This is a genomic window from Kistimonas asteriae (assembly GCF_018263925.1).
GTDB classification, from domain to species: domain Bacteria; phylum Pseudomonadota; class Gammaproteobacteria; order Pseudomonadales; family Endozoicomonadaceae; genus Kistimonas; species Kistimonas asteriae.
This window is the reverse complement of record NZ_JAEVHF010000001.1, coordinates 193,518-217,968: the sequence shown is the minus strand read 5'-3', so window position 1 is coordinate 217,968 and position 24,451 is coordinate 193,518. Positions and strand designations below refer to the sequence as shown.

The window sequence follows — 24,451 nt, the reverse complement described above, 5'->3', positions numbered from 1 at the left end:
CTGCCCGGCCAGGTTTAAAGAATGGTCAGGTTTTCTTCGCTGTAGAAATGCGTTAGCAGGTTAGCCATGTTGGTGGCATCTTCTGTGCCGGCGAGTTCCCTGATGGAGTGCATGGCCAGCGTCGGAAGACCGACATCCAGCGTCATCACGCCCAGTTCTGCTGCTGTGAGCGGGCCGATGGTGCTGCCGCAGCCCATATCGGTTCTGGCCACAAAGCTCTGTACCGGTACATTGGCCTTCTGGCAGAGATGTCTGAACAGTGCGCTGGTTTCGCTCGTGGTGGCGTAACGCTGGTTGGCGTTGATCTTGATAACCGGCCCCTGGTTCATTATCGGGCTGTGGTTGCCATCATGCTTGTCGGCGTAATTCGGGTGAACGGCATGGGCGTTGTCTGCCGAAATGAGTATGGAGCGTTGCATGGTGCGGGTCAGTGGTTCACCTGTACCGATAATGCGTTCGAGTACATTTTTCAGAAACGGCCCCTGTGCGCCAGTGGCGGATTGGCTGCCCACTTCCTCATGGTCATTGCAGACCAGCAAGCAGGGAGATTCGCTGTCGGCTGCAAGCAGGGCCTGCAGACCCGTAAAGCAGCTCAGCAGGTTGTCCAGTCTGGCAGAGGCGATGAAGTCCTGTTCCATTCCGATGATGGCAGCTTTCTGTGTGTCGTAGAAAAATAGCTCATAATCCAGTATTTCCGCTGGTTGGCTGGACGGCTCCTCAGCTTTCAGGCGATTCGTCAGCTGCTGCATGAAATCGATCTTTTCGTCATTTTTCAGCAGAGACAGAATAGGGGGGATATCTTTCTGTGGATTGACGGGATGAGTGGTGTTCGCTTCCCGATCAAGATGGATCGCCAGGTTGGGGATGATGGCAATAGGGTCGCGAAAATCGATCAGGGAGCTGTGTAGCTGACCCTGTGGGTCAGCCCAGGTCACTCGCCCGGCCAGTGATAAATCGCGGTCAAACCAGGGGTTCAGCAATGCACCACCATAGACCTCGACACTCAGTTGATAGCAGCCTTTTTCCTGTAACGTAGGATTGGGTTTTACCTTCAGGCACGGGCTGTCAGTATGCGCGCCGACCATGCGAAATCCCTGTTCCGCATAATTCCCTGTGCCTGTTGTAAAGGCAATAATGGAGGAGCCGTTGCGGATGGTGTAGTACTTTTTGCCAGGGGCCAACTGCCAGGCATCGCGTTCGTTGAGTGCCGTAAAGCCGGCATTGTCCAGCTGACGCGCTATCTCCCGGGTGGCATGGAATGGCGTCGGCGATTGATCCAGAAAGGTCAGCAGTTTTTGATTGAAGGTATTCCGGTCGAAGGTGTGCTTTGTCATGGGTATTCTGTCAGGCAGAGTGAATGCCTGACAGAATACCAGTGGCCTGTAGCGGAATGAAGTTATTTCGTGCCAGGTAATGATTCTGGCAGGGTCACATTGAGCTCCAGGATAGAGACTTCTTCGCGAGTGTCGAATTGGATACTGACATCCTCATTTTCCACCGCTACGTATTTTCTGATGACGTTGAGAATATCCTGCTTCATGGCCGGCAGGTAGTCGGGACTGTCCCGACCTGCACGCTCATGGGCGACGATTATCTGCAGTCGTTCCCGGGCGACAGAGGCCGAGGATTTTTTCTCCTTGTTCTGGAAAAGGTCAAACAGGCTCATTAGCGTCCCCCAAACATCCGTTCCAGCAGGCCTTTTTTCCGGATATCAAGGAAGCGGTGAGGCAGATCCTTGCCAAGAAAACGGCTGACGATATCATTGTATGCCTGTCCGGCGTCGCTATCATCTTGCAGAATGACTGGCTGCCCCTGGTTGGAGGCTTTCAGGACGGCCATGGATTCCGGCACAACACCCAGCAGGGGGATGGCCAGGATGTCTCTGACATCGTCCACGCTCAGCATCTCACCCTTGATGACCCGTTCGGGATCGTAGCGGGTGAGTAGCAGGTGTTCCTTGACCGGTTCAAGGTTCTGTTCGGCCCGACGGGATTTGCTGTGCAGAATGCCCAGGATGCGGTCAGAGTCCCTGACGGAAGAGACTTCCGGGTTGGTCGTAATAATGGCTTCATCGGCAAAATAGAGTGCCATCAGTGCGCCTTTCTCAATACCTGCCGGGGAATCACAGACAATGTAGTCAAAGTCTTCCTTGAGCTGGTTAAGAATGGCTTCAACCCCCTCAAGTGTCAGCGCGTCCTTGTCCCGGGTCTGGGACGCGGGTAGGACGTAGAGGTTGTCGGTATGTTTATCTTTGATCAAGGCTTGGTGCAGCGCGGCTTCGCCATTGATGACGTTGACAAAGTCATAGACGACACGACGCTCACACCCCATGACCAGGTCCAGGTTGCGCAGACCGATATCGAAATCAATCACAACGGTCTTGTGACCCTGCATGGCCAGGCCGGTAGAGAAGGCGGCACTGGATGTCGTTTTGCCCACGCCTCCCTTGCCTGATGTGACAACAATTATCTTGGCCAATGAATCATCCCTTACAAACAAACTACATGGGTACAGGTAATAGACGACTGATTTATTCTTGTACAATCAGTGGTCGCGACTGAAACTGTGCCCGGATCTCATGGCAGTGGCACCACGGCGTCATTGTATCTATTTTTGGCGCGGAGCGTCAGTCTGGAAAGCCGAAGTCAGCTTCGTATCACAGTGCTTCAAAGCAGAGATTGTCTTCATCCAGCCAGGCGTGAACGGCCGATTTCCAGTATTTCTCATCTATTGTACCTGCCGGCTTGAAGCGGCCATTGATGGAAATCAGTTCGGCCTCGAAATGCTGACAGAAAATATGGGCTTTGTTGTTGCCATTAACACCGGCCAGTGCACGACCTCTCAGGGGGCCATAAACGTGAATGTTGCCGTCCGCGAGAATTTCTGCCCCTGCACCGACGGGCGCCAGTATGATCAGTTCACCAGGGTGATAAATTTGCTGACCAGAGCGTACGGGATGGGTGATGATACGGGTCGTCGGTGAAGCTTTTTCAGGTTGCTGTGATGAATTGTTTCCGGCTGTTTTCTGGTCTGATGCGGGTGTCCCTTCCTCAGGTTTCTGATCCAGGGGAAGTTCAGCCTGTGTCATAGGCAGGATACTGGCTGACGGTATTTCCTTGGCGGGTGGAGAGGTTGGGTCCAGCTTGCGTTTGACGGTATTGCCTTTTTGCGCGGGCAGACAGGCCAGCCCTGCATTGGCTGCCGCCTGCTGAAGTGCATGGTTGCCCCCGCGGATAGCAAAAATGTTAATGCCAAACCCGGCACAGAGAGAACGGATATGGTCAAAGTCCGGTGTGCTGCTGTTATTGCTCAGGCGTTCCAGAGCCAGTACGACAGGGGTGTTTTCAAAGAAGCGTGGTGCCTGTGCAACCAGAGTCTGAAGCTGGGCGCGAAATTCAATCTCGCTGAAGTGAAACAACTCCAGGGTCATCAGCGTGACCATGCTTCCTTTCAGCTGAAAGCAAGGGCTTACAGTATGGGGTGTAATCGTGCTGGTCATGGCAGTTACCGGTGATCATGCGTGCAGGCATCTTAGAGCTAGGTTAGAGATTGTGATAGTGAGTGGCAAGCACTATTGCCCTCTCCGAAATAGGATGGATAAAAACTGAGCAAACGATAAGGAGGAAGGGGGGGGCTGGGTGTTATTCGTTTTTTTTAGGGGTGGGGAAGAGTGTCTGTTATGCAGGGTTTTGTAGGTAGATACCTCTCGAATTGGGCAGGGGCTCATGCTCTGAGCAGACCCAATCCGAGAGACTGTTACTTACTATTGCGCCGCGAAGATCAATCGAATGCCGTCCAGACGCAGCTGCGCCTTTTGCAGGCACTGGTGGCCAATGGCCGCCTGTTGTTTCAGGAATTCAATTTCCTCATCCCGGATATTTGGGTTAACCGCCTTTAATGCAGCAAGTCGCCGGATTTCCCGTGTGACCGACTGAATCAATTCCTGGCAAGCCTCATTGATAATATCCGCCACGCGGGTACGGGCGAAATCTTCCGCCTTGTTGACCATTTTCAGGATAGGTTCGCGTTGCGCTTTGACAACCTTGCGAGCCATGGTGGTCTTGAGCTTCTGCAGCTGACTGTCCAGTCCCTCAAAGCTGACTTTGTCTGCCAGATTATTCAGGTTGGGGTCAATCAGTGTGCGAATCACCGTGGGTGGCAGGAACCGGTGCAGTTGCAGTTTCCTGTCACCGCCGGCTTCAACCACAAAGACCGCTTCCATCAGCATGGTGCCGGGTTTCAGCGCCTTGTTCTTGATCAGTGCTACCGACGTATTACCGGTCTCGCTGGTCAGCAGCATCTCCATGCCTTCACGCACCATGGGGTGTTCCCAAGTGACAAACTGCATGTCCTCGCGTGCCAGTGCGGTGTCGCGGTTGAAGGTAATGGTTGTCCCATCAACAGGCACAGCAGGGTAGCTCGATACTGTCATGTGGCTGCCCGGTCGAACGATCAGGCAGTGTTTGGAGTGATCTTCGGTTTCCAGGCCGAATCCTTCCATCAGCCGTTCCAGGTAGTTTCGAAGAACCTTTGGTGTATCCTGTTTTCGAATCTCGGCGGCCAGATCATGACTGCTACCGGCACCACGGGAGTTGAGTTCAAGCAGACGGTCTCGTCCCTGACGCAGGTTTCCGGCTATCTCTGTGTTGAGCGCCAGGGTTTTGCTGATCAGCTCATGACTGCTTGCTTCGCCGGTTTCATCGGTTTCGTTTGTCGCTATTTGGCTGACCCATTCGGTGAGTTCTTCGCCCAGCTGGGTGAAAACGACGCTACCGGCAGGACAGGTGTCAGCAAAGGCGTCCAGTCCTTCCTGGTACCAGTGAAACAGGCGAGCCTGACCGGTACCTTCCAGGTAAGGCACATGAATGCGAATGGTTTCAGATTGTCCAATCCGGTCGAGCCGGCCAATGCGCTGTTCGAGCAGGTCCGGGTTGAAGGGCAGGTCAAACAGCACCAGGTGATGGGCAAACTGGAAGTTACGGCCTTCACTGCCAATCTCGGAACAGATCAGCAGCTGGGCGCCATAGTCTTCATCCGCAAACCAGGCGGCGGCACGGTCACGCTCAATGATGGACATGCCTTCATGAAACACCGATGCCTGGGCGCCTGACGTAATGCGCAAAGCCGCTTCCAGATCCATGGCGGTGGTGGCGTTGGCGCAGATAACCAGTACTTTCTCCTTTTTCAACAGCTTCAGGAGGTTGGCAAGCCATTCGACCCGAGGGTCGACCTTCCACCAGGGATCCATATCATCAACCTTGATGTTGGTCTGGTAGGCCAGCTCCGGAAACAGCTGATGCCTGAACTGATGCTCGGTTTCCCGGGACTCTTCCAGCGCAATCTGGTACAGCTCCGGCAGTGGCTGTGGATATCCCTGCACGACACGACCAGGAAAACCGGGGACAGAGGCTCGCGTATTCCTGAACAGGATGCGGCCTGTACCATGGCGGTCCAGCAACAGACGAATCAATTGCTCTTTTGCCTGATCGTAGGCTTCCTCTTCCCGACTTTCAGCCGTCAGGATATCCAGCAGTGGCTGCGCTTCTTCACCCACCAGTGAGGCAATAACCTCTGCCTGCTCGGTGGGAAGTTGCTCGGCTTCCAGCAATTGCTGTACGGCTTTGGCCAGTGGCTCATACCCGGCGGACTCCTGACGGAACTGCTCCAGGTCATGGAAACGATCCGGATCCAGTAGTCGCAATCGGGCAAAGTGACTTTCCACACCCAGCTGTTCCGGTGTTGCTGTCAGCAGCAGTACGCTGGGAGTGCTGTTTGCCAGTATTTCGACCAGTTGGTATTCCGGGCTGCCACCCTCGGACTCTGTCCACAGCAGGTGATGGGCTTCATCGACCACGAGGAGATCCCAGCCAGCGTCAACGACCTGCTCCTGATGCTCCGGATGATCACGCAGGAATTCCAGACTGGTGAGAATCAGCTGTTCACTGCTGAACGGATTGTCGCCATCTGCATTGCGGCAGCGTTCTGCATCGAACACACTGAAGCGCAGGTGGAAACGCCGCAGCATTTCGACCAGCCACTGGTGAACCAGAGGTTCCGGAACGACAATCAGCACGCGCTTAGCCTGACCGGTCAGCAGCTGCTGACTCAGGACAAGACCGGCTTCGATGGTTTTACCAAGACCCACTTCATCTGCCAGCAGCACCCGGGGGGCAAAGCGATTGCCCACTTCATTCGCGATATGCAGCTGATGGGGAATCAGGCTGGCACGAGCGCCAGTCAAACCCAGCAAGGGTGACTGAATGACCCGATTGAAGTGACAGAGCGTCTGGTAACGCAGCGAAAAATTGCTGTTCAGGTCAATCTGACCCGCCAGCAGACGATCCTGCGGCTTGTTAAATTCAATAAAATTGCTGAGACAGGACTCGGGGAGGTCCCGTTGCTCACCATTGTCGAGCGTACCGGTATAAGTGACTAGGCCGTTTTCTTCCCTGACGCCAATAACGGTGAGTGACCAGCCTTCATGACTTTCAACGGTATCGCCCACCGCGAACATAACGCGGGTCAGCGGACAGTTTTCCAGTCGATAAACACGGGTTTCACCAGTGGCGGGGTAGAGTAGCGTAACCGTTCGCGCCTCAATGGTAAGAATGGTGCCAAGCCCCTGTTCGATCTCTGTATCACTGATCCAGCGTTGTCCAGAAACGAATGTTGCCATAGGGGTTGCCTGCTCCCTCTACATAAAAAGGTGCGTATGTTAGCGGATAACCGGAAAGACTCAATATGGGGGTGACCGAAACGGGAAACAATCCGGATGATTGGTGTCGGTGCACAGCATAGGTGAAGCTGGAAAATTTAGAGAATAAAATGCCGGAAAGTGAATCTTTCCGGCGAAGCAGGGATTTACCTGAAAGCATCCAAAGATGTTGGAGTGGGAGGCACCTTCGGATAACGGCTTTCAGTCTACGCCGCCGCTGTGTGGATGACAGGGCAGGCGGAGTGCTTGTTTGTTGGGGTGCTGTGCCTATCAGGCCGGCTCGGCTGACGGTTCTGGCCGGGTTTCGCCCAGCAGTTCCAGCACCAGCTCGGGTTTGCCTTTGAAGGCTTTAGACAGGGTGTCCTTATGACGGGCCAGCAGCAGACCGATATTTTCGGCCAGTTCTTCATCCAGTGTGCTGAAATGTTTTTCCAGCAGGCTGCTCAGGTTGGCAGCCAGTTCCAGTTGACGATCATACTCTTCGGCAGCTTTTTTATCTGCAAACATGCTTCCGTCCCGGTCACATTGCCACATGGGGATAACGGCCATGGTGGTCCTCTTGGTTTTTGTCTGTGATATTCTGTATATCTATACAGTATTCTAGGGCAGGTGTTGGCAAATGTTAAGTCCTGATTCCAGCAGAGATGTCATGAGTGGCGAAGTCATCACCTTGCCGGGCGGTGTCTGCCGGTACTGGCCAGCTTGGTTGACTGTCGAGGAAGCCAGCCGGTTGTATCAACAGCTGCTGGACGCGGTTTCGTGGCGACAGGATGAGATCCGATTATTTGGGCGAACCCTGCCATTGCCCCGGCTGCAAGCCTGGTATGGTGATTCCGGTGCCAGTTATCGCTACTCGGGGATTCAGCTGGAGCCGTTGCCCTGGCTGCCGGATTTGTATGCGCTCAAAACGCGGGTCGAGCAGGCGACGGGGGCTGAATTCAATAGTGTATTGGTGAACCTTTACCGGTCGGGGCAGGATAGCAATGGCTGGCATGCGGACGATGAGCCAGAACTGGGGGGCGATCCGCTGGTGGCTTCACTGAGCCTTGGCTCGACGCGACGGTTTCAGTTGCGTCATAAAACGGATCGTTCAATTCCAGTGCGAACCCTGAACCTGGAAGCAGGGTCGCTGCTCTTTATGGGGGATGGCATGCAGCAGCACTGGCAACATCAGATTCCAAAGACACAAAGAAACATATCCTCCCGCATCAACCTGACTTTTCGAAGGGTTATTGATCTGTGTCAATAGGGCGGTTTCCGGGTGCTGCTAGCCTGAATTCATAAAGAGAACGAAAATGCAGGAAGGAGGGGTTATGTACCTGGATACGGTTGTGGTAGCGGGTTTAGTCACCGTTGGATTGGTGATTGCGTTTGGTGGTGGTTTCGCCTGGTTTATCAAGAAAGATATGGAGCGCCATTCTGACAAGTAATCGTAATCAATCGAGAGTGGTTTTTGGGTAGTAGCCACTCACGCGCTGTCTTATTGTTTTATTATTCTTGCGGTAGTGATTTTCTTTTCCTGTCTGTTTGATATACGTGGTACTGTGCTCGTATAGTCCGTTTTTTCCTCTTACCTGTTGTTCTCTCTCATGAGCCGTATTTCTTGCCCGCGTTGCGGTCGTCCTGAATCTGTCTGCTACTGTCATGATTTGATCGCTTATCAGGCACCGGTCGATTTACTGATTCTCCAACATCCCGATGAATCCCGTCATGCCTTGAATACGGCGAGAATCGTCACGCTTTCTGTGGGGAATGCCGAGATTCTTGTCGGTGAAGATTTTTCATCGGATACCTACCTGATGGAACGATTGAATGATCCGGGCTGCCAACCTTGGTTGCTTTTCCCAAAGGAAGGGGCTGTGCCGCTGAATACAGTGGTAAATGCCGGGTCAGGTGACAGGAAGCCGTTGTTTATTCTCTTGGATGCAACATGGCGTAAAGCGCGGAAAATATACTATCTGTCCACTTGCCTTCATACGCTCCCTGCCGTGCAAATTACGACGGATAAGTTATCGGCGTATCGTATCCGTAAAGTGCCGGCGCCCGGTTATCTATCAACCGTAGAGGCGGCGGTAGACGTGCTTAGGGCCTTTGATCATGATCAGTTTGCCTGTGACAGCATGCTGGCGGCATTTGACCGGTTGATAGGTAATCAGATTACCGCCATGGGGGAATCGTTGTATGCCAGAAATTATGAAAAAAATCAGATGAGCTGAATAGAGGAAAGCACTGTTTTAACCGTCAGGTTCTGAGGGTGGTAAGCCTTTCAATCGGGCTTGTGTGTTATCATGCGAAGCCATTGGTTACAGACATTGTTGGTCAGTGGCATCGATAATCGCAGGTCGCACGTATGGAAGTACAGGAACGGATAGAAAGTAAACTGGCATCAGCATTTGCTGTCGTGCATATGGAAATCAACAACGAAAGCCACATGCACAATGTGCCAGCAGGTTCGGAATCGCATTTCCGGGTGGTTCTGGTGACTGACAGTTTTGCCGGTAAATTACCGGTCAAACGGCATCAGATGGTTTACCGCGTACTGTCTGAAGAGCTGGAAAGTGGTGTCCATGCCCTGGCGTTACATACCTATACGCCGGATGAGTGGCAAACGGTTCAGCAGGCGCCAGCTTCGCCCAATTGCAAAGGGGGCGGAAAATAGCCACTGCTCCGAAAGACTATCTTGCCAGTAAGCTGGGTGATTGCTCAGTCGTCAAAGATCAAGCAGGCGGGTGAAGGCTGCCATAGCTTCCGGATCGCCCGCCTTGATCTTGTTGGCAATGATATGGTGAAAAAAGTATTTGAAATCGGTGTGTTCCTGGGCCGCATACAAGCTCTCGTCGCCTACTAGCACCGGTGTGTTTTCTACTTTCTCACTGTCTGCCAGCATGGCCTGGATGGCGCCATTGTTAAGGAGGCGCCAGCTGGTCACCTGGGTCAGGGTGATTGTCTGGAATTTGTCGCCTGTCAGCACGGCATGTGTACCAATGGGGTCAGGAATTTCCTGGATAGTGTCCTGTTCAGTGGTGTATTCAGCGTCGTAATAGGATGCAGAACTCTCCAGTTCCACGACCTTGTGGAGCGGTGCGTCATAAAACACGGCTTCATGGAAGTTGTCAAAATAGCCTTCCCAGTGCCCATTCAGCGGATCATTTAATTCCCGGCAGGGGACCAGCCGGCTCAGCCAGGGGACCATCGCATCAATTTCACCATTCTGGTTCAGCGCCCAGCAGAGGATTTTCATGCTGAACAGCTTATCCGGGTTGGCATCGTTACTGTAAAGCATTTCCAGCCCGTCCAGCTCAGGGGCAATGCGGATGATTTTGCTGGCTTCGTCAGGATTCCAGGTCTTGCCGGTAAACAGGTCGACGACCTGGCCGTCGCCTTTGTCGATAGACGGGGTGTTGTTATTGCTGTCACTACCCATTACAGCTCCTTCTGACAGGCGGGCCGGCATCCTGCCGGCCAGTGAAATATGTAGGCCGATAGAGTTATGTATCGCCCATTTGGAGGAGGGCTGAACGATGAATCAAGCCGTTTGAGGGGTAATCATCCGGCACCGGTTCAGGCTGGTGGCGTAGAGGCGGAGCCCAAGCAGCAAGGCCGCTATGGTCAGGCCAGCTACCAGTCCGATCCAGAAGCCTCGTGGGCCCATGGAGTCACCAGCGATATCGGTCATGCCAAGGATATAGCCCATCGGCAAGCCGACGGCCCAGTAGGCCATGACAACCAGAAACATTGGTGTGCGGGTATCTTTGTAGCCGCGCAGTGAGCCGACTGCCGCTGCCTGCATGGCGTCAGAAAATTGGAAAATGGCAGCATAAAACAGCAAAGCGGAGGCGGCCTGTATGACCTCCGGGTTGCTGCTGTAGATTCCGGCAATCATCTCAGGAGCGATCAGCATTAATCCGGCGCTCAGGCAGGCGAAGAAAAGACTGACGGCATGGCCGACATAGGCGGCAAACCGGGCTTTTTCCGGATTGTTGGCGCCGAGCGATTGACCGACCCGGATGGTGATGGCAAAGCTGATGCTTAACGGCAGCATGAACGTCAGGGAGGAAAAGTTCAGGGCCACTTGGTGGCTGGCAACCGTACTGGCGCCCAGGCGACCAATCAGGAGGGCGATAATGGCAAAGATACTGCCCTCAATAAACATGGTCATTCCGATAGGGAAGCCCAGTTTCAGGTGTTCCGCTATCCGTGAACCGACAGGTCGGTCGATGGCAGCAAATATACCCCTTGGCTTATGCTTTCGGCCAAAGGCGGTATAGATCATCATCATGATCGCCATACTCCAGAAGGCAAGCGCTGTCGCCCAGCCACAGCCGACGCCGCCCATGGCGGGAAAACCGAATTTGCCATAAATCAGGATGTAGTTGGCTGGAATGTTGAGCAACAATGCAATAACACTGAATATCATCGCTGGCCGGGTATCTGATGTACCTTCGCAATAGGCATTCAATGTCTGGTAGATGGCGATGGCGGGCGCGCCATAGGCCAGTGCTTTCAGGTATTCGTCGATAATGACAATCAGGTCAGGGGAAACCTTCATCAGGCGCAGCAAGGGCTCTGTGCTGTGCAGGTAGATCATGGCCACCAAGCCGGCTATCAATGCAATCCAGAGTCCCTGGCGAACTTCACCTGCAATATCGTCTGTTTTACCCGCGCCAAACAAATGAGCGACAGTGGGTGTAGTAGCCATCAATGTGCCCCTGACCAGCAGGTAGAAGGGCATCCAGAGGCTGCCGCCAATGGCAATGGCGGCAAGGTCACGCGCACTGGCCTGGCCGGCCATGCTGGTGTCAATAAATCCCATACCGCTCATGGAGAGCTGGGAGACGATGATGGGGGCGGCGAGGATCATCAGTTCCTTCGCTTCGGCCATAAAGCGCTGGAACCGGGTTTTTTGGCTGTGCATTGATAACTTCTGTCGTTTTTTCGGAATATAAAAGTTATTTGTCGTTAGTTTTGATTCTAAATTGTTATAAAAACGATAGAAGTCAGTATTGCTACTCAAAGTGCGCCGGTTTCAGGAGGAAACGTTGATAGTAGCTTTGCTACTGATCGAGATATTGCCGTGAAAATCCTTCCAGTGGAGAGTGACAGCCATAAAATCGTGCCAGTGCATCGGTAAACCGCTGCGCTCTGGCAGGTAAGCCTGTGCAGAAAATTGTCTGAACTTCCTTGAATATATTGTCTTTGAAGGTGTGAGAGGCGCTGTTACCTGCCATGAGGTTATCTGCGCTGATTCGGAAACGGTAACGACAGGCGTTGGCGAAAATCCACTCAAACGCCTGGGGTCTGACTTCGACCTGTTCAAACAGGTGTTGTTGTTCCTGTGTTCGGCCATCCGGTTCATACCAGTAGCCATAATCCACCCGCTGCCGACGCGTGGGTCCGGCTACGCACCAGTGGGCGACTTCATGCAGGGCACTGGCAAAATAATCATGGGTGAAGAGAATGCGATGTGTGGGGTTATCTGGTGTTGCCGGCTGATACAGCGGTTCGTTGTAGCCGCCTGCTAGCTCGGTATTGTCCGTTGTAAGGAAGGTTTTGTTAAACAGTGTAACCAGATCCTGGGTGTTGTGTTGCATGATAACGTCAATGTTGCCGGAGGTTTGCGGAATGCCGGGGCGCATTATACCATCCGGTCATCTTGGCTATCAGGTTGATGCGGGCGTTGAATGAAAATTGTCGCCGATGAGAACATCCCGCTGGCGGATGTGTTTTTTGGTGGTTTGGGCGAGGTTGTCAGCGTTCCCGGCCGGACTCTGGATGCCGCTCAAGTGGCTGATGCCGATGTGTTGCTGGTTCGTTCCGTAACCCAGGTGAATCGTGAGTTGCTCGTAAACAGCAATGTGCGATTTGTCGCATCGGCAACCAGTGGTATTGATCACGTGGATACCGACTGGTTGCAGAAACAGGGAATTGGCTTTGCTCATGCGCCCGGCTGTAACGCTGATTCGGTTGTTGAATATGTCCTCAGTGCGATCAATATCCTGTCAGAGCAGTTAGGTTTTGTGCTGAAGGATCAGGTGGTTGGCATTATTGGTAAAGGTCATGTCGGTGGGCGGTTACTCGGGCGCCTGGAAGCGTCAGGCGTACGTTGTCTGGTGCATGATCCCTTCGCTCCGGCGGAAAAAGCCGAACAGAGGGTCGAACTGGATGAACTCCTCAAGAAGGCCGATATCATTTCATTGCATACCCCCTTAACAAATGGGGGGGATCATCCGACCTTCCATCTATTGGATGAGCAGCGTATTGGGTTGATTCGCCCAGGCAGTGTTCTGATCAACAGTAGCAGAGGACCGGTTGTTGATAACCTGGCGCTGCTGGCGCGATTGCAGCAGAGGAATATCACTGCTGTGCTGGATGTCTGGGAGCAGGAACCCGACATTTCTCTTGATCTGCTGGATCATGTGGCCATCGGTACACCCCATATTGCCGGGTATAGCCTGGAAGCAAAAATTCGTGGTACCGGGATGATATACCAGGCGCTGTGCCGTTATTTTGGATTGCCTGCCAGGGTTAGAATCAACAATGTCATGCCGATTCCCGTATTACGGAGTCTGACGTTCTCCAGTGATGTGCAGGCGGAAGAGGCAATTACGACGGCGCTGCGGGCAGTCTACGATGTGAGGCGGGATGATGTTCGCCTGCGTCTGGCGCTCAGGCAGAGAGAGGAGGCCGTTCCGATGGTTTTCGACAGGCTTCGAAAAAACTACCTGGAACGGCGTGAATTTCAATCATTGAAAGTGCGCCTGCGTAATACGACCCCAGACGTTCAAATCCTGCTTGAAGGTCAGGGGTTCCGGGTGATCAGTGAGTAACTGAAAACCCATGGGTTGGACAGGACATGGTGCCAGTGGCATCAAACTGCTCAAAGGCTGCCTTCAGCATGGCTTCGGTAATCGGGATCTCGCGGCCATCCTCAGTAACGATAGCGGCGCCGTTAAAACAATCCTGTCTTTGGGCCTGGGTGGGATCCTGTACCGGCTGTTGTGTCGGTGAGCTAAGAGTGTAAGTCATTGATCATCTCCTTCGGCCTGGGGTCCGGTGTTATCGGGTTACCATTGGCTTTAGCTTATCTAACCTTTATGGCAATGCCATGACCAAGCCATGACAACCTGGTGACAAAGGGGGACTGAAAACTCGCATGGATCATCAAAGGTTGTCTTCAGTCACCCGATACCGGACGCTTTCAGGGTATCTTGAGTGGCTGTTACCATCAAGAACAGTTTCTGTAACGGTTTGTGGTATTTAGGGGGATTGTGTTGTTTACCATAGGACTGATTATCAATCCGGTTGCCGGCCTTGGCGGACGTGTTGCCCTGAAGGGCAGTGATGGTGTTGAAACGGTCGAGCAGGCGCTGGCGCTTGGGGCTACTCCCCGGGCTGAGGCGCGAACCGAGGTTGCACTGGGAAAACTGCTTTCGCTTAAGGATCAGATTCAATTTCTGACCTGGCGTGATGACATGGGTAGCGCCTTGTTGAAGCGCATGGGTTTCGGAAACCAGTTGCTCGGCAGGTCTGAGCAAAAGCCGACATCCCCCGAAGATACCGAAGCGGCTGCAACCGCCATGGAGCAGGCTGGCGTTAATCTGATTCTCTTTGCCGGTGGCGATGGTACCGCCAGAAATATCTGTAACAGTGTGAGTGCCGCGCAGCCGGTGCTGGGGATTCCGGCAGGCGTCAAAATTCACTCAGGCGTATACGCGGTGACACCGTCTGCGGCAGGGGAAGTGGTCGCCATGCTGGTTCGGGGTGAGCTGGTGGGCCTGCGGGAACAGGATGTCAGGGATATTGATGAGTCCGCATTTCGGGAAGGACGCGTCAGGGCCAAGCACTATGGTGATTTGCTGGTACCGGAAGAAGGCCGTTTTGTTCAACAGGTTAAACAGGCGGGGCGTGAAGTCGAAGCGCTGGTGGTTCAGGATATTGCCGATTATTTCCGTGATGAAATCATGCAAGAGGATGTCCTTTACCTGGTAGGTCCGGGCTCAACGACCAAAGGAGTGATGGATGTCCTGGGGCTGGAAAATACACTGCTTGGTGTTGATCTGATCTGCAATGAAACCTTGATTGCCTCGGATATGACAGAACAGGACATACTGGCGCACATCAAGGATAAACCGGTCAAACTGTTGGTCACAGCGATAGGTGGTCAGGGACATTTGTTGGGGCGGGGTAATCAACAGCTGAGTCCAGAGGTCATCCGTACAGTGGGGCGGGACAATATTCTGGTTCTGGCCACAAAAACCAAGATCAGGGAGCTGGATGGGCGGCCGTTATTGCTGGATACCGGCGATACCGAACTGGATAAGGCGTTATCTGGCACCATGACTGTACTGACGGGATATAACGATCGGATTCTTTATCCTGTTACAACGCTATAGCGGTTAAGCCGGAGAAAGGGTTTTCTTCGGCATGGCTTGTCTTATAAGTATCAGTCAGTTTCTTTTTTTCATTCGCTATCAATATGCCATTGAGCGAATGGGTTCAAGTGTCGATAGCATAGGCACTTTTTTGCACTGTCACTTCAGAGCCCTCTCCTCCAACCTTATTCCTCCATCGGATTGGTATAAGGCAATCAATGCGTAATGTTCTATGTTTTTTATTAGGTAGCCTTATAAACGGTTGCCACGCTTGATCAGTCTTTTTCAATTATGTGAGGTTGGATGTGGTCATGGCCAAATGGCGCAGCAATAATCGTATTTTGATGTCTTTCTTTCTTTCCAGTGTGTTGGGTACGTCTATCACACCACTGCTGGCAGACAGTATGCATTCTGCCCATGCGCAACACGGGGAAGATCGTGCCTGTTGTCATCATGAGGAAATGGTTGCGTTGCCTGAGGGTGTGAAAGTACCGGAATTATCGCTGCTGTTATTTCGCGACGCAGTGACGGGTTTTAATCTGCATCTTAATATCCGGAATTTTGAGCTGGAATCACCCGAGTATGCAGCGGTTAGACATGACGAGCTGGCTCAGGGGCATGCGCATCTGTTTATCAATGGCAAGAAAGTTAAACGCCTTTATGGGCCATATGAGCATCTGCCCGGGCATTACTTCACCTCGGGTGAGAATGAGATCAAGGTCACCTTGAATAGCCATGATCATGCGAGCTTAACTTCCAACGAGAAGCCGTTAAGTGCAACATTGAAAATTAACACAGAGCAGGATGAGCCGGTGATCAGCCATGAATCGACATCGCCTGTCAGTGAATAAGTCAGAATGTAACGTGTAATCAGGGATCCGTTATCCCGTAAAAAACAATCATTCGATCAGAGCCAGGGAGAGGCTTTTCTATGCAAAAAATGGCAGCGACGCCACCTCGTTTTGATCAAGATTTCAGAAACCAGTTCCGGCAACTGCTTGAGTGGCGGCGTGATGTGCGACGTTTTGATACTCGTCCATTGCCTGATGGGTTAGTTGATGAGTTGCTGGATATTGCCAATCTCTCGCCTTCGGTTGGGTTAAGTCAGCCCTGGCGTTTTATTATGGTTGACGACATGGAGCGACGGGCGCAGATAACGGCAGACTTTGAACAGTGTAATAGCGCTGCGCTACAGCAGTTCTCAGGTGCCCGGGCGGCCCGGTATGCCAGCCTGAAACTGGCCGGACTCCGTGAGGCGCCTGTACAGATTGCCACTTTTGTTGATGTGAATCCTGATCAGGGGCACGGTCTGGGACAGTCGACAATGCCTGAAACCTTGCATTACTCGTCCGTTCTGGCCATTTACTCCCTGTGGCTTGCAGCAAGAACGCATGGTGTCGGGTTAGGGTGGGTATCTATTCTGAATCCCGACGTGGTGAAGGGTATCTGCGACGTCCCGGATCACTGGCAATTCATTGCCTACCTTTGTCTTGGCTACCCCCAGGAAGAGCATACAGAACCGGAACTACAGCTGTCAGGCTGGGAGACGCGTCGTTCGCTGAGCAATAAGGTGATACGTCGCTAGGCTGAATTACTTTTTGGCAATGCCGCCATACATGAAAACCGGCAGGTCTGTATTTGGCTGGTGGTTGTTCCAGCTCTGTACAGGCTGGATACCTGGTTCTGATACGCGCCAGGGTTGAATCAGTGTGGCGAAATCTTCCGGCGTACGCATATGAAAATTATCACCAAGTATTGCCAATGCTTCGGGGAAATGGCTCAAGGCGTGACTATCCAGATCAAAGATCACCCGGCTGCCTGCAGGCGCATGCTCATACAGCGATTGAAACAACGCGGAAACCGCCTCATCTCGCATAAATACAGTAATACCCACAACGACATAGCCTATGGGCGACGTGTCACTGGTTTCTAACACCTGCCTTAACGCGTCTTTGTCACAGGTCGAGAAATCATTCGCATCACAATAACTGTAATCAGCCCGCGAAGTGTTCTCTAAGAGCTGTTTACCCAGTTCGATGTTGTATGGGTCAATATCGGTATACAGCACTCTGGCATTTGGAACGGCTTCATGGACATTGCCACAGGATGGAATACCTGCTCCCAATACCAGGAAACGATCAATGCCCTGTTGATGAAGCTGTTGAGAGGCGCGAACAATGTATTGCCTCAGGGTTTGGAAAACTTCCGGGAATCGCTCATAGATACCACTGAACAGTTGAGCCGCTTCATGGTCTGCCGACGTATGATGCTGGCCGCCTAACCAGACATCTAATATACGTCCTGTGTTTGGTATAACGGGAACGTCCATGGTTTTTCCCCTCCCCGGTGCAATGGTGTGATCTCTGTGCTTATCTAAAAATAGAGTAGATGAGGTGGCTGCTTTAAATCAAAATGCGATCACCTGTCGCAAGATGCGCGCGCATAAAGGCAAGGGAAGGGCAAATGACCGAGCCAGTTACAATAAAGAAGGACAGCAATATACCGCGAAGTCGTTTGGAGCAGCAGATCAGGGATATCCGCCCACTCAGGGCCGTGAACTACACCAATAACGGGATGGATGTGATCGACTTCTTTCATGAAGTGGGAAAAAGCAAAGATGCACTGGAAAGCCTCTTTTTTGTTCAATCATCCGATGATGAGTCGTCATCAGGCCTCAGTGAGCTTGAAGCACGCTATCGTGCTGAACCGGGAGATTGGTTGCTCGGTGTTTTATTGGGCTATTACTATTTTACTGTCGTGCAGGATGTGGCGCGTTGTACAACAGTGATGTCTGAAATCGCGCAGTTGATTGATACACCGATAGTGTGTCAGGCAATCAGCGATCGCTTGCAGGTGTTACATCAAGGGAAGTCGGGTCAGTCAGGTGATTTATACCAGCGACAAAAGACACTGTTAAACCAACGTTTGCAGGCATTCATTCGTGATCATGGGCAGTGTCCGAGCGCCTTGCCGGAAGTCGCACAATCTAAGGAAGAAGAACCTCTGCTTGAGGAGCTATCCCGGTTCTGGGTCTTTGATCCTGAATCCGGTGAAGTATTGTTAAAAGAACATTTTGAGCGTCACAGGAAAGCCTCCGAGCGCCATCAGCGTATGAGCCAAGTGGTTCGCCATCAGCCAACAACCTTTGAACAACCGGATAATCAGTGAAGGTGAGCACAATGACAGGATGTCCTTTCCATCAGACTGAAACAACGGATATCGGCACTACCTATAATCCATTGTCGCCAGAACAGACCCGCGATCCTTATGGCATGTACCGTCTGGCCAGGGAAACGCAGCCGGTCTTTTTCAGTGAGCGTTACCAGATGTGGATCGTCACACATTATGACGACGTCGTTAAGGTGCTCAAGGATACCGATACCTATTCCAGCAAAGGTATTATCACGGTTAACAGTGGCCGGTTGCCGACAGAAGTCGTTGAAGTGTTGGAGCAGGGTTACCCCCAGGTGCCGGGCATGACTGACAATGATCCACCGCATCATGACCGCATTCGAAGCCTGGTGGGAAAGGCCTTTTCGCAACGCATAGTCACGGCGATGGAATCGCACATTCGATTCATTGCCAACGAAGTGGTGGATCAGTTTGTGGATCGTGGTGAGGTTGATATTCTTGAGCATTACGCCTTCCCCTTTCCGCTGATTGTCATTGGCGATGTGCTCGGTGTGGATCGTGAGCACCTGGCTAACCTGAAGCAATGGAGTGACGACTGGGTCGCTCTGTTGGCAGCGCCTCTGTCTCTGGAGGAACAACTGGAGAATGCCCGGGGGTTTGTCGCCTTCCAGCACTTTTTTCATGATTTGATTGAGGAGAAGCGTCGGCATCCGAAACAGGATCTGATTTCGCATATGATCCATGCCCGGCAGGAGGGTGTGGAGCCCCTGACTACCCTGGAAATGGTGAATGTCTGTATGAGTGCCACCTGGGCAGGGCATCAGACAGTCACCAGCATGATTTGTAATCTGCTTTACCGCCTTTTGGCTGATCCCGCCCTTTGGGAAGCCTGCTGCCATGATCGCAGTATGATTGCCACGGTTCGAGAGGAAGTCCTGCGGTTTGATTCACCTCTGCAAAGTATGATGCGTTATACAACAGGGGAGACGGAACTGGGGGGGATGACGATTCCCAAAGGCGCAGCGGTTCAGGTGTTGTTTGGTTCAGGGAATCATGATGATCGGGTCTTTACGAATCCAGAGGCATTTACGCCTGGCCGGAAAGACGTTTCTAAGCATCATCTTGCTTTCGGGAAAGGGATTCATTATTGCCTCGGATCCCAGCTGGCACGCCTTGAGGGGCAAGTTGCTGTTGAAGTGCTAATGGATCGTTGCCCGGATTTACACCTCAAGGCGGATCAAGTGATTGAGTACCAACCCAATTTTCTCTATCGCACCATGAAGTCATTAGAATTGGCCTGGACGCCACCGGTACCGGACAAGTCATCAGATAAGGAGGAGCAAACAGCTTCTCCTGAACTGCTTTGAAAACATGAAAAAACGCCCCGGTATCAGCCGGGGCATTTGGGGTTTCAGCGTGTTTGCCAAGCAGGATCAGGCTTGTTGAAGAGCTGCAATCCGTTTTTCAAGCGGCGGGTGACTCATGAACCATTCTGCGACACCGTGTTTTCCACTGATTCCAAACGCCATCAGTGAGCCTTCCAGCTGGGGTTCCATGTTATTCTGCAACCGCCGCAGGGCGGCAATCATCTTCTGGCGACCGGCCAGGTTCGCACCACCGGTATCCGCCCGGTACTCACGCTGCCGTGAGAACCACATGACAATGACACTGGCCAGTACACCAAAGACCATTTCCAGCACCATAACGATACCCATATAGGCAAAACCACCCAAGCCCTGGCCATCTTCGTTATTGTTACGCATGGCGCTGTCGATGGCGCCGGCAATGAGTCGCGCCAGGAAAATCACAAACGTATTCACCACGCCCTGGATCAGGGTCAGGGTGATCATATCGCCGTTGGCGACGTGGCTGATTTCATGACCGAGAACCGCTTCGGCCTCATCAGCGTTCATGCTGTTCAGCAGTCCCGTGCTGACAGCAACCAGCGCATTATTTCGATTGGCACCGGTAGCAAAGGCATTCATGTCCGGGGCGTTGTAGATGGCCACTTGTGGCATGCCAATACCTGCTGCCTGGGCTTGGCGAGCGACGGTATCCAGCAGCCATTTTTCGGTGGCGTTACGGGGTTGTTCGATGACCTGGGCGCCGGTGCTGCGCAGTGCCATCCATTTGGACATGAACAGGGAAATCAGGGAACCGCCAAATCCGAACACGGCGGCTAGTACCAGCAGTCCGCTCATGCTGGAACGGTTAATGCCGAACATGGTGTACACCAGGTTCAAGACAATGCTCAAAACCAAAATGACGGCCAAGTTGGTCGCCAGGAAAAGAACAATCCGCTTCATAGCATCTCCACAGGTGCGGGTAAGGTCAAGGTTATATGCGGGCGATTGTCAGGATTTCAAAGGCATTGCGCCAGCTTTTTTTGTAACGGTTGTGTCAGAAATGGCGTGTAGTCAATGGTATGACCACACGCATTAGAGGGGTTTAGAAAGATGAACCCGGTTGCTGGAGAAATTCCAGTTCTTCCGGGGTAGACTGGCGACCCAGTAATGCATTGCGATGAGGATAACGACCAAAGCGGTCAATGATCGCTTTATGGCGCAATTCAAACTGGTAGTTATCTTCCAATCCTGGCTGGCTAAAGAGCGCAACGGCTTCATGGTGAATGACCGCTGATTCCGAATGCATCCATGGCATATAGAGAAATGCTTTCTGGTGCGGTGTCAGTGCCTTATCATCCCCGTTTCTGACCGCTTCCTGAGCCAGTGCCAGGGCCAGTGAGTCGGCTGCAAAGGCTTGTGCGGTATCCCGGTAGAGATTGCGGGAGAACTGGTCAAGTATAATAACTTCTGCGAGCCTGCCTTCCGGCGCCTCGCGCCAGGGTGACAGTTCGCACCGTGTCGCGGTCTGATGTACATCAGAAAAACGTTGCTGAATCTGTTCATCAAAGTCACTGTCTTTAATAAACCACTGGCGCGGTGAAATTTCTTCAAACCAGAACGTAATGATGTCGGATAATTCCATGCACAGGCTCCTTTGAGTGATATCAGGCCTTAGCGTTGACTGGTTTTTATCATAAAAGTTTCATTTGGCGGGGTACAGCAGCAATGCCCTGCCTTGGGGATGTTGAGTGTCATGTTAAATAGTCAGGGTTATGCGCGGTTTTTGCCATCAGGCAATCGGGCGGCGGCAACCATTGCGTTGGTGGCTGCGATTTTGTTCTGGGCAGGGAATAGCGTGGCAGGACGAATGAGTATTGGGGTCGTGCCTCCGGTAGCGCTGGCATTCTGGCGCTGGTTCTTTGCCTTTGTCTGCTTATTGCTGATTACCTGGCGGCAGATACATGCACATCGTGGGACTATCTGGCGTTATCGCTATTGCTTACTGACGCTGGCAGTGCTCAGTATCACGACATTCAATACCCTGTTATATCTTGCCGCTCAGAGTACACAAGCGGTCAATATCGCCTTGATTCAGACGTCCCTGCCGTTAGTCACCCTTCTTCTGAGTATTTTTTTGCTGAATGAAATCCCGCGCCTGCGTCAGGTCATGGGTCTGCTGATTATTCTGGCTGGATTGTTGTATGTCATTTCCCGCGGTGAATGGCAGCAATTATTGCAGCTGAAAAGTCAGCGAGGGGATCTTTATATGCTAGTGGCAGTGACCTTCTGGGGACTGTACTCCGTTCTGTATAAACGGTTTGCCATACCATTGCCGGGGATCGTGATATTGACGGTGCTGGTTGGCATCGGCATGCCGGTACTGATGCCCTTTTATCTATGGGAATACTCGCTTGTCGGAGGCTTTGCCTTGACGTTTCAGAGCGTGGCGTTGCTTATTTATGTGACGGTGTTTGCCTCGATTCTTTCTTACCTCGCCTGGAATAATGGCGTCAGAGTGCTGGGCTCCAGCAGTGCCTCGCTATTCAACAGTTTGATGCCGGTGTTTGTGGCATTTCTGGCTTTTCTGTTTCTGGGGGAATCGCTCCATTCCTATCATTTTGTGGGGGGTGGATTGATCCTGACTGGTTTGTGGTTAGCGTTGCATCGTCGTCATGCCTGAGCTGCAGCCCGATTAGGGACGGCTTATAGCCAGTCCCTGAGGGTAAATACCAGCGTGTGCTGGGCATTTTTCAGTGTCAGCGTCTCTTTGGTCAATGTGATCTCTGCGCCGCTATTGAGTACGGATGTCAGCGTTTGCTCAATATTGCTGTAAGGGGGGCGACAGGCACGCCGGGTCGTGGACAGCTGTTGCACCTTGAACAGGCTGCCGTCCAGGATTCCCTGGCCCCGGTAGCGATTACAACCGGTTGTACCGTTGACGGTGAGGTTTTCGCCAATTTCCAGATCGGGTTGCGCCTGTCCAGCCGCTTTGCCGGGGACGGCTTTTTGATTGATAGAGGTCAGCACCCAGTGATGATGCATAAGATCCTGGCGGGTAACGGCTTCATGCGTGGTACAGCCCGCCAGCAGCAAGAGTGCCAGAGCCCAGAATGATTGTTTCATGATGACCTGCTTTTTCAGTGGAACGAAAGCGTTAATGCTGATTACTTTTAACCGTTAAAATCGTACGGTCAAGCGAGTGTTGGCATTAATCACCGATCATAGACTATTTGGCGCTGGGTTTGGTTCAAATGAACAGAGGGGATCCAATGGAAAAACAGGGCGTTGCAGCTGCTGAAAGGACAGTAACTGATAGTCAGAGGTGGTGACGCCATCACCATCCAGCAACAGGGTGTGCCTGGCTATGTCTGCAAAGCCGGCGCGGTAATGAATACGGGATTTGAGAAGCAGGTAGCGCTTTTGCTCAGGGTCAATGCCGAGGCTGTGGAACAGGCCGGGATCCCAGGGTTCTATATGGCGGGAAACAACGATAATCTGCATGTTTCCGGTATCCAGTACGGCGGTAGGTCCCATGCAGACTTCGAGGCCGTGATACATGGGCCCATCAATCCGGAAACGACCGTCGGTCAGGTTGATCACTTTGCCCTGAACCTGTAGGGGCTGCCCGGATTGCTGGATAGCCGGCATATCGGTATTGCCTCCCAGTGATAATGCCACCTCTGCGTTCACACCTGCCGCCTGCATCCTGGCCACTGCCTTGGGATCCCAGACTGCGGCAACGATGACATCTTCCAGCCCGGCTTCCATGACGGCACGGATCACTGTCATGACATCCTGTGTGCCTCCGGAGCCACAATTGTCACAGTGATCCAGCAGGATAATCGGGCCTTCTGTGAGTTTTTTTGCCTTTTGAATCTGATCACTCAGCGAGGTTGGCTGGTAAACCTGCTGATGGCGCTTGGTCCAGCAGGCTTCAGCGATGTCTGTCGCAATACGGTTGGCGAGCAAGTCATCATTATCTGTAACTACCACAACGGATGAACCAGTATGAGGGCTGTCTGCCAAGGGAAAACCGCCAAAGAGAGACACACTGAGCACGCCAGCTTGCCGTTCGGCTTCCTGGCAGAGTTTGATGAGTGATTTAAACGGTTTGTCATCCGTACCCTGTTTCAGGGTATGGGAGATTAATGGCAGTTTCTGCCATGCCATAACGGGATGACAGTGACCCTGCATGGCTTCATTAAGGATCATGCCTGCCTGTTGGCCGGTTTCATAAAGATCGACATGAGGGTAGGTCTTATAACCGGTTAACACTGTGCAGTTGTCCAGGGTTACGGGTGTCAGGTTGCCGTGAAAGTCATGGCTGACAGCGATGGGGGTAGCCGGTGCAATGGCTCGGATACGCGACAGCAGGGAGCCTTCTCCGTCATTGGTGTTTTCGGTGATCATGGCGCCATGGAGATCCAGGAGTATTCTGTCCACCCCTTTTGCTACTGATTCGAGTATTAAGCTGGACAGATATTCATAGGTTTCAGCATCAGCAGGCGCCGAAGGCATGGCTTCAGCAGCGATAGGGCAGACTATGTTGTCACCCCATTGCTCTGTCAGATCAATAAATGCGCCCATGACGGTGCGTGTACCGCGATAAAAGGCCAGTGCTTCGTTGCCGGTGAGACCACTCCAGTCTTGAAATCTTGGCCAGTTGGTGGGAATTGGGGAGAAAGTATTGGTTTCATGTTTCAGCATGGCGATCAGGCTACGCATAGTGAATAACAATATTTGAATGAACAGAGAAGTCCTCATAATGGCAGTCTTTTGGTTTTTTACTAATGGATAGCTGAGGTAACTGAATCTGTTAGTGATTTTTTATGGGTGTCTGCCATTATTACTGGCTATTTTATGGAAATTGTATAGGGATATATCAT

General features: G+C 52.3%; 26 protein-coding genes. 11 read left to right on the top strand and 15 right to left on the bottom strand.

Annotation, left to right across the window (positions count from 1 at the left end; translation table 11 throughout):
- Positions 1-14: 14 nt before the first annotated feature.
- The 6 genes from KHS78_RS01015 to KHS78_RS00990 all read right to left on the bottom strand — a co-directional run bounded on the left by KHS78_RS01015 (position 15) and on the right by KHS78_RS00990 (position 7,264).
- Positions 15-1,334, bottom strand: a complete 1,320-nt coding sequence (locus KHS78_RS01015) for a M18 family aminopeptidase (RefSeq protein ID WP_211824341.1) — start codon at positions 1,332-1,334, stop codon at positions 15-17.
- Positions 1,335-1,396: 62 nt separating this feature from the next.
- The gene (minE, locus tag KHS78_RS01010; RefSeq protein ID WP_211824339.1) at positions 1,397-1,666 is read right to left on the bottom strand and encodes a cell division topological specificity factor MinE; all 270 of its coding nucleotides are present in this window, start codon (positions 1,664-1,666) and stop codon (positions 1,397-1,399) included.
- Positions 1,666-2,478, bottom strand: coding sequence for a septum site-determining protein MinD (gene minD / locus KHS78_RS01005; protein WP_211824337.1), 813 nt, complete (start codon positions 2,476-2,478; stop codon positions 1,666-1,668). The genes minE and minD overlap by 1 nt, the downstream gene beginning before the upstream one ends.
- 178 nt (positions 2,479-2,656) lie before the next feature.
- Positions 2,657-3,499, bottom strand: a complete 843-nt coding sequence (gene minC, locus KHS78_RS01000; RefSeq protein ID WP_211824335.1) for a septum site-determining protein MinC — start codon at positions 3,497-3,499, stop codon at positions 2,657-2,659.
- Positions 3,500-3,763: 264 nt separating this feature from the next.
- Positions 3,764-6,676, bottom strand: a complete 2,913-nt coding sequence (gene rapA, locus KHS78_RS00995; RefSeq protein ID WP_211824333.1) for an RNA polymerase-associated protein RapA — start codon at positions 6,674-6,676, stop codon at positions 3,764-3,766.
- A gap of 309 nt (positions 6,677-6,985) precedes the next feature.
- On the bottom strand, positions 6,986-7,264 hold the full coding sequence (locus tag KHS78_RS00990; protein WP_211824332.1) for a YebG family protein: 279 nt from the start codon (positions 7,262-7,264) through the stop codon (positions 6,986-6,988).
- Between the two features lie 70 nt (positions 7,265-7,334).
- On the opposite strand from KHS78_RS00990, the gene KHS78_RS00985 reads away from it, so the two are divergent.
- The 4 genes from KHS78_RS00985 to KHS78_RS00975 all read left to right on the top strand — a co-directional run bounded on the left by KHS78_RS00985 (position 7,335) and on the right by KHS78_RS00975 (position 9,374).
- Positions 7,335-7,964 (top strand): alpha-ketoglutarate-dependent dioxygenase AlkB family protein, encoded by a 630-nt coding sequence (locus tag KHS78_RS00985; protein ID WP_246505969.1) that lies wholly within the window; start codon positions 7,335-7,337, stop codon positions 7,962-7,964.
- Positions 7,965-8,028: 64 nt separating this feature from the next.
- On the top strand, positions 8,029-8,145 hold the full coding sequence (ccoM, locus tag KHS78_RS22390; RefSeq protein ID WP_281416953.1) for a cytochrome c oxidase subunit CcoM: 117 nt from the start codon (positions 8,029-8,031) through the stop codon (positions 8,143-8,145).
- 159 nt (positions 8,146-8,304) lie between these two features.
- Complete coding sequence (locus tag KHS78_RS00980) at positions 8,305-8,931, top strand: tRNA-uridine aminocarboxypropyltransferase (protein WP_211824330.1); 627 nt, start codon at positions 8,305-8,307, stop codon at positions 8,929-8,931.
- A gap of 134 nt (positions 8,932-9,065) precedes the next feature.
- Complete coding sequence (locus KHS78_RS00975) at positions 9,066-9,374, top strand: BolA family protein (RefSeq protein WP_211824328.1); 309 nt, start codon at positions 9,066-9,068, stop codon at positions 9,372-9,374.
- Between the two features lie 51 nt (positions 9,375-9,425).
- Here KHS78_RS00975 and KHS78_RS00970 read toward each other — a convergent pair whose 3' ends face one another.
- The 3 genes from KHS78_RS00970 to KHS78_RS00960 all read right to left on the bottom strand — a co-directional run bounded on the left by KHS78_RS00970 (position 9,426) and on the right by KHS78_RS00960 (position 12,351).
- On the bottom strand, positions 9,426-10,139 hold the full coding sequence (locus KHS78_RS00970; RefSeq protein WP_211824326.1) for a hypothetical protein: 714 nt from the start codon (positions 10,137-10,139) through the stop codon (positions 9,426-9,428).
- A 102-nt stretch (positions 10,140-10,241) separates the two neighbouring features.
- Positions 10,242-11,630: an MATE family efflux transporter gene (locus KHS78_RS00965; protein ID WP_211824324.1), complete on the bottom strand. Its 1,389-nt coding sequence runs from the start codon at positions 11,628-11,630 to the stop codon at positions 10,242-10,244.
- Positions 11,631-11,769: 139 nt separating this feature from the next.
- Positions 11,770-12,351 (bottom strand): elongation factor P hydroxylase, encoded by a 582-nt coding sequence (locus KHS78_RS00960; RefSeq protein ID WP_246505967.1) that lies wholly within the window; start codon positions 12,349-12,351, stop codon positions 11,770-11,772.
- A gap of 45 nt (positions 12,352-12,396) precedes the next feature.
- Here KHS78_RS00960 and pdxB point away from each other — a divergent pair, with 45 nt between their 5' ends.
- On the top strand, positions 12,397-13,542 hold the full coding sequence (gene pdxB, locus KHS78_RS00955) for a 4-phosphoerythronate dehydrogenase PdxB (protein WP_211824322.1): 1,146 nt from the start codon (positions 12,397-12,399) through the stop codon (positions 13,540-13,542).
- Here the strand turns inward: pdxB and KHS78_RS00950 are convergent.
- The gene (locus KHS78_RS00950) at positions 13,532-13,741 is read right to left on the bottom strand and encodes a PA1571 family protein (RefSeq protein ID WP_211824320.1); all 210 of its coding nucleotides are present in this window, start codon (positions 13,739-13,741) and stop codon (positions 13,532-13,534) included. The genes pdxB and KHS78_RS00950 overlap by 11 nt on opposite strands.
- Positions 13,742-13,983: 242 nt before the next feature.
- Here KHS78_RS00950 and KHS78_RS00945 point away from each other — a divergent pair, with 242 nt between their 5' ends.
- The 3 genes from KHS78_RS00945 (at position 13,984) to bluB (ending at position 16,672) form a co-directional block, all read left to right on the top strand.
- Entirely contained in the window at positions 13,984-15,108 is a 1,125-nt protein-coding gene (locus KHS78_RS00945) for an ATP-NAD kinase family protein (protein WP_343216854.1), read from the top strand.
- 290 nt (positions 15,109-15,398) lie between these two features.
- Positions 15,399-15,938 carry a hypothetical protein gene (locus tag KHS78_RS00940; RefSeq protein ID WP_211824318.1) on the top strand — a complete coding sequence of 180 codons (540 nt, stop codon included), beginning with the start codon at positions 15,399-15,401 and terminating at the stop codon, positions 15,936-15,938.
- 80 nt (positions 15,939-16,018) lie between these two features.
- On the top strand, positions 16,019-16,672 hold the full coding sequence (bluB, locus tag KHS78_RS00935; protein WP_211824317.1) for a 5,6-dimethylbenzimidazole synthase: 654 nt from the start codon (positions 16,019-16,021) through the stop codon (positions 16,670-16,672).
- Positions 16,673-16,678: 6 nt separating this feature from the next.
- Here bluB and KHS78_RS00930 read toward each other — a convergent pair whose 3' ends face one another.
- The gene (locus tag KHS78_RS00930) at positions 16,679-17,416 is read right to left on the bottom strand and encodes an SAM-dependent methyltransferase (protein ID WP_211824315.1); all 738 of its coding nucleotides are present in this window, start codon (positions 17,414-17,416) and stop codon (positions 16,679-16,681) included.
- 134 nt (positions 17,417-17,550) lie between these two features.
- On the opposite strand from KHS78_RS00930, the gene KHS78_RS00925 reads away from it, so the two are divergent.
- Both KHS78_RS00925 and KHS78_RS00920 read left to right on the top strand, forming a co-directional pair.
- Positions 17,551-18,255 carry a hypothetical protein gene (locus KHS78_RS00925; RefSeq protein ID WP_211824313.1) on the top strand — a complete coding sequence of 235 codons (705 nt, stop codon included), beginning with the start codon at positions 17,551-17,553 and terminating at the stop codon, positions 18,253-18,255.
- A gap of 11 nt (positions 18,256-18,266) precedes the next feature.
- Positions 18,267-19,586 (top strand): cytochrome P450, encoded by a 1,320-nt coding sequence (locus KHS78_RS00920; RefSeq protein ID WP_211824310.1) that lies wholly within the window; start codon positions 18,267-18,269, stop codon positions 19,584-19,586.
- 66 nt (positions 19,587-19,652) lie between these two features.
- Here the strand turns inward: KHS78_RS00920 and htpX are convergent, their stop codons facing one another.
- Both htpX and KHS78_RS00910 read right to left on the bottom strand, forming a co-directional pair.
- On the bottom strand, positions 19,653-20,525 hold the full coding sequence (htpX, locus tag KHS78_RS00915; RefSeq protein WP_211824308.1) for a protease HtpX: 873 nt from the start codon (positions 20,523-20,525) through the stop codon (positions 19,653-19,655).
- A gap of 142 nt (positions 20,526-20,667) precedes the next feature.
- Positions 20,668-21,207, bottom strand: coding sequence for a DUF924 family protein (locus KHS78_RS00910; protein ID WP_211824306.1), 540 nt, complete (start codon positions 21,205-21,207; stop codon positions 20,668-20,670).
- Between the two features lie 111 nt (positions 21,208-21,318).
- Between KHS78_RS00910 and KHS78_RS00905 the strand changes: the two genes are divergently transcribed.
- A complete protein-coding gene (locus KHS78_RS00905; RefSeq protein WP_211824304.1) occupies positions 21,319-22,245 on the top strand; it encodes a DMT family transporter in 927 nt (308 codons plus the stop codon).
- 23 nt (positions 22,246-22,268) lie between these two features.
- Here the strand turns inward: KHS78_RS00905 and KHS78_RS00900 are convergent, their stop codons facing one another.
- Positions 22,269-22,688 carry an META domain-containing protein gene (locus KHS78_RS00900; protein WP_211824301.1) on the bottom strand — a complete coding sequence of 140 codons (420 nt, stop codon included), beginning with the start codon at positions 22,686-22,688 and terminating at the stop codon, positions 22,269-22,271.
- Positions 22,689-22,784: 96 nt separating this feature from the next.
- The gene (locus tag KHS78_RS00895) at positions 22,785-24,290 is read right to left on the bottom strand and encodes a M81 family metallopeptidase (protein ID WP_211824300.1); all 1,506 of its coding nucleotides are present in this window, start codon (positions 24,288-24,290) and stop codon (positions 22,785-22,787) included.
- Between the last annotated feature and the right edge of the window lie 161 nt (positions 24,291-24,451).

Bases quoted from the DNA above. Each gene is read 5' to 3' on its own strand.
- KHS78_RS01015 (WP_211824341.1), bottom strand. From the start codon at position 1,334: ATGACAAAGCACACCTTCGACCGGAATACCTTCAATCAAAAACTGCTG.
- minE (WP_211824339.1), bottom strand. From the start codon at position 1,666: ATGAGCCTGTTTGACCTTTTCCAGAACAAGGAGAAAAAATCCTCGGCC.
- minC (WP_211824335.1), bottom strand. From the start codon at position 3,499: ATGACCAGCACGATTACACCCCATACTGTAAGCCCTTGCTTTCAGCTG.
- rapA (WP_211824333.1), bottom strand. From the start codon at position 6,676: ATGGCAACATTCGTTTCTGGACAACGCTGGATCAGTGATACAGAGATC.
- KHS78_RS00990 (WP_211824332.1), bottom strand. From the start codon at position 7,264: ATGGCCGTTATCCCCATGTGGCAATGTGACCGGGACGGAAGCATGTTT.
- KHS78_RS00985 (WP_246505969.1), top strand. From the start codon at position 7,335: ATGTTAAGTCCTGATTCCAGCAGAGATGTCATGAGTGGCGAAGTCATC.
- ccoM (WP_281416953.1), top strand. From the start codon at position 8,029: ATGTACCTGGATACGGTTGTGGTAGCGGGTTTAGTCACCGTTGGATTG.
- KHS78_RS00980 (WP_211824330.1), top strand. From the start codon at position 8,305: ATGAGCCGTATTTCTTGCCCGCGTTGCGGTCGTCCTGAATCTGTCTGC.
- KHS78_RS00975 (WP_211824328.1), top strand. From the start codon at position 9,066: ATGGAAGTACAGGAACGGATAGAAAGTAAACTGGCATCAGCATTTGCT.
- KHS78_RS00970 (WP_211824326.1), bottom strand. From the start codon at position 10,139: ATGGGTAGTGACAGCAATAACAACACCCCGTCTATCGACAAAGGCGAC.
- KHS78_RS00965 (WP_211824324.1), bottom strand. From the start codon at position 11,630: ATGCACAGCCAAAAAACCCGGTTCCAGCGCTTTATGGCCGAAGCGAAG.
- KHS78_RS00960 (WP_246505967.1), bottom strand. From the start codon at position 12,351: ATGCGCCCCGGCATTCCGCAAACCTCCGGCAACATTGACGTTATCATG.
- pdxB (WP_211824322.1), top strand. From the start codon at position 12,397: ATGAAAATTGTCGCCGATGAGAACATCCCGCTGGCGGATGTGTTTTTT.
- KHS78_RS00950 (WP_211824320.1), bottom strand. From the start codon at position 13,741: ATGACTTACACTCTTAGCTCACCGACACAACAGCCGGTACAGGATCCC.
- KHS78_RS00940 (WP_211824318.1), top strand. From the start codon at position 15,399: ATGGCCAAATGGCGCAGCAATAATCGTATTTTGATGTCTTTCTTTCTT.
- bluB (WP_211824317.1), top strand. From the start codon at position 16,019: ATGCAAAAAATGGCAGCGACGCCACCTCGTTTTGATCAAGATTTCAGA.
- KHS78_RS00930 (WP_211824315.1), bottom strand. From the start codon at position 17,416: ATGGACGTTCCCGTTATACCAAACACAGGACGTATATTAGATGTCTGG.
- KHS78_RS00925 (WP_211824313.1), top strand. From the start codon at position 17,551: ATGACCGAGCCAGTTACAATAAAGAAGGACAGCAATATACCGCGAAGT.
- KHS78_RS00920 (WP_211824310.1), top strand. From the start codon at position 18,267: ATGACAGGATGTCCTTTCCATCAGACTGAAACAACGGATATCGGCACT.
- htpX (WP_211824308.1), bottom strand. From the start codon at position 20,525: ATGAAGCGGATTGTTCTTTTCCTGGCGACCAACTTGGCCGTCATTTTG.
- KHS78_RS00910 (WP_211824306.1), bottom strand. From the start codon at position 21,207: ATGGAATTATCCGACATCATTACGTTCTGGTTTGAAGAAATTTCACCG.
- KHS78_RS00905 (WP_211824304.1), top strand. From the start codon at position 21,319: ATGTTAAATAGTCAGGGTTATGCGCGGTTTTTGCCATCAGGCAATCGG.
- KHS78_RS00900 (WP_211824301.1), bottom strand. From the start codon at position 22,688: ATGAAACAATCATTCTGGGCTCTGGCACTCTTGCTGCTGGCGGGCTGT.
- KHS78_RS00895 (WP_211824300.1), bottom strand. From the start codon at position 24,290: ATGCGTAGCCTGATCGCCATGCTGAAACATGAAACCAATACTTTCTCC.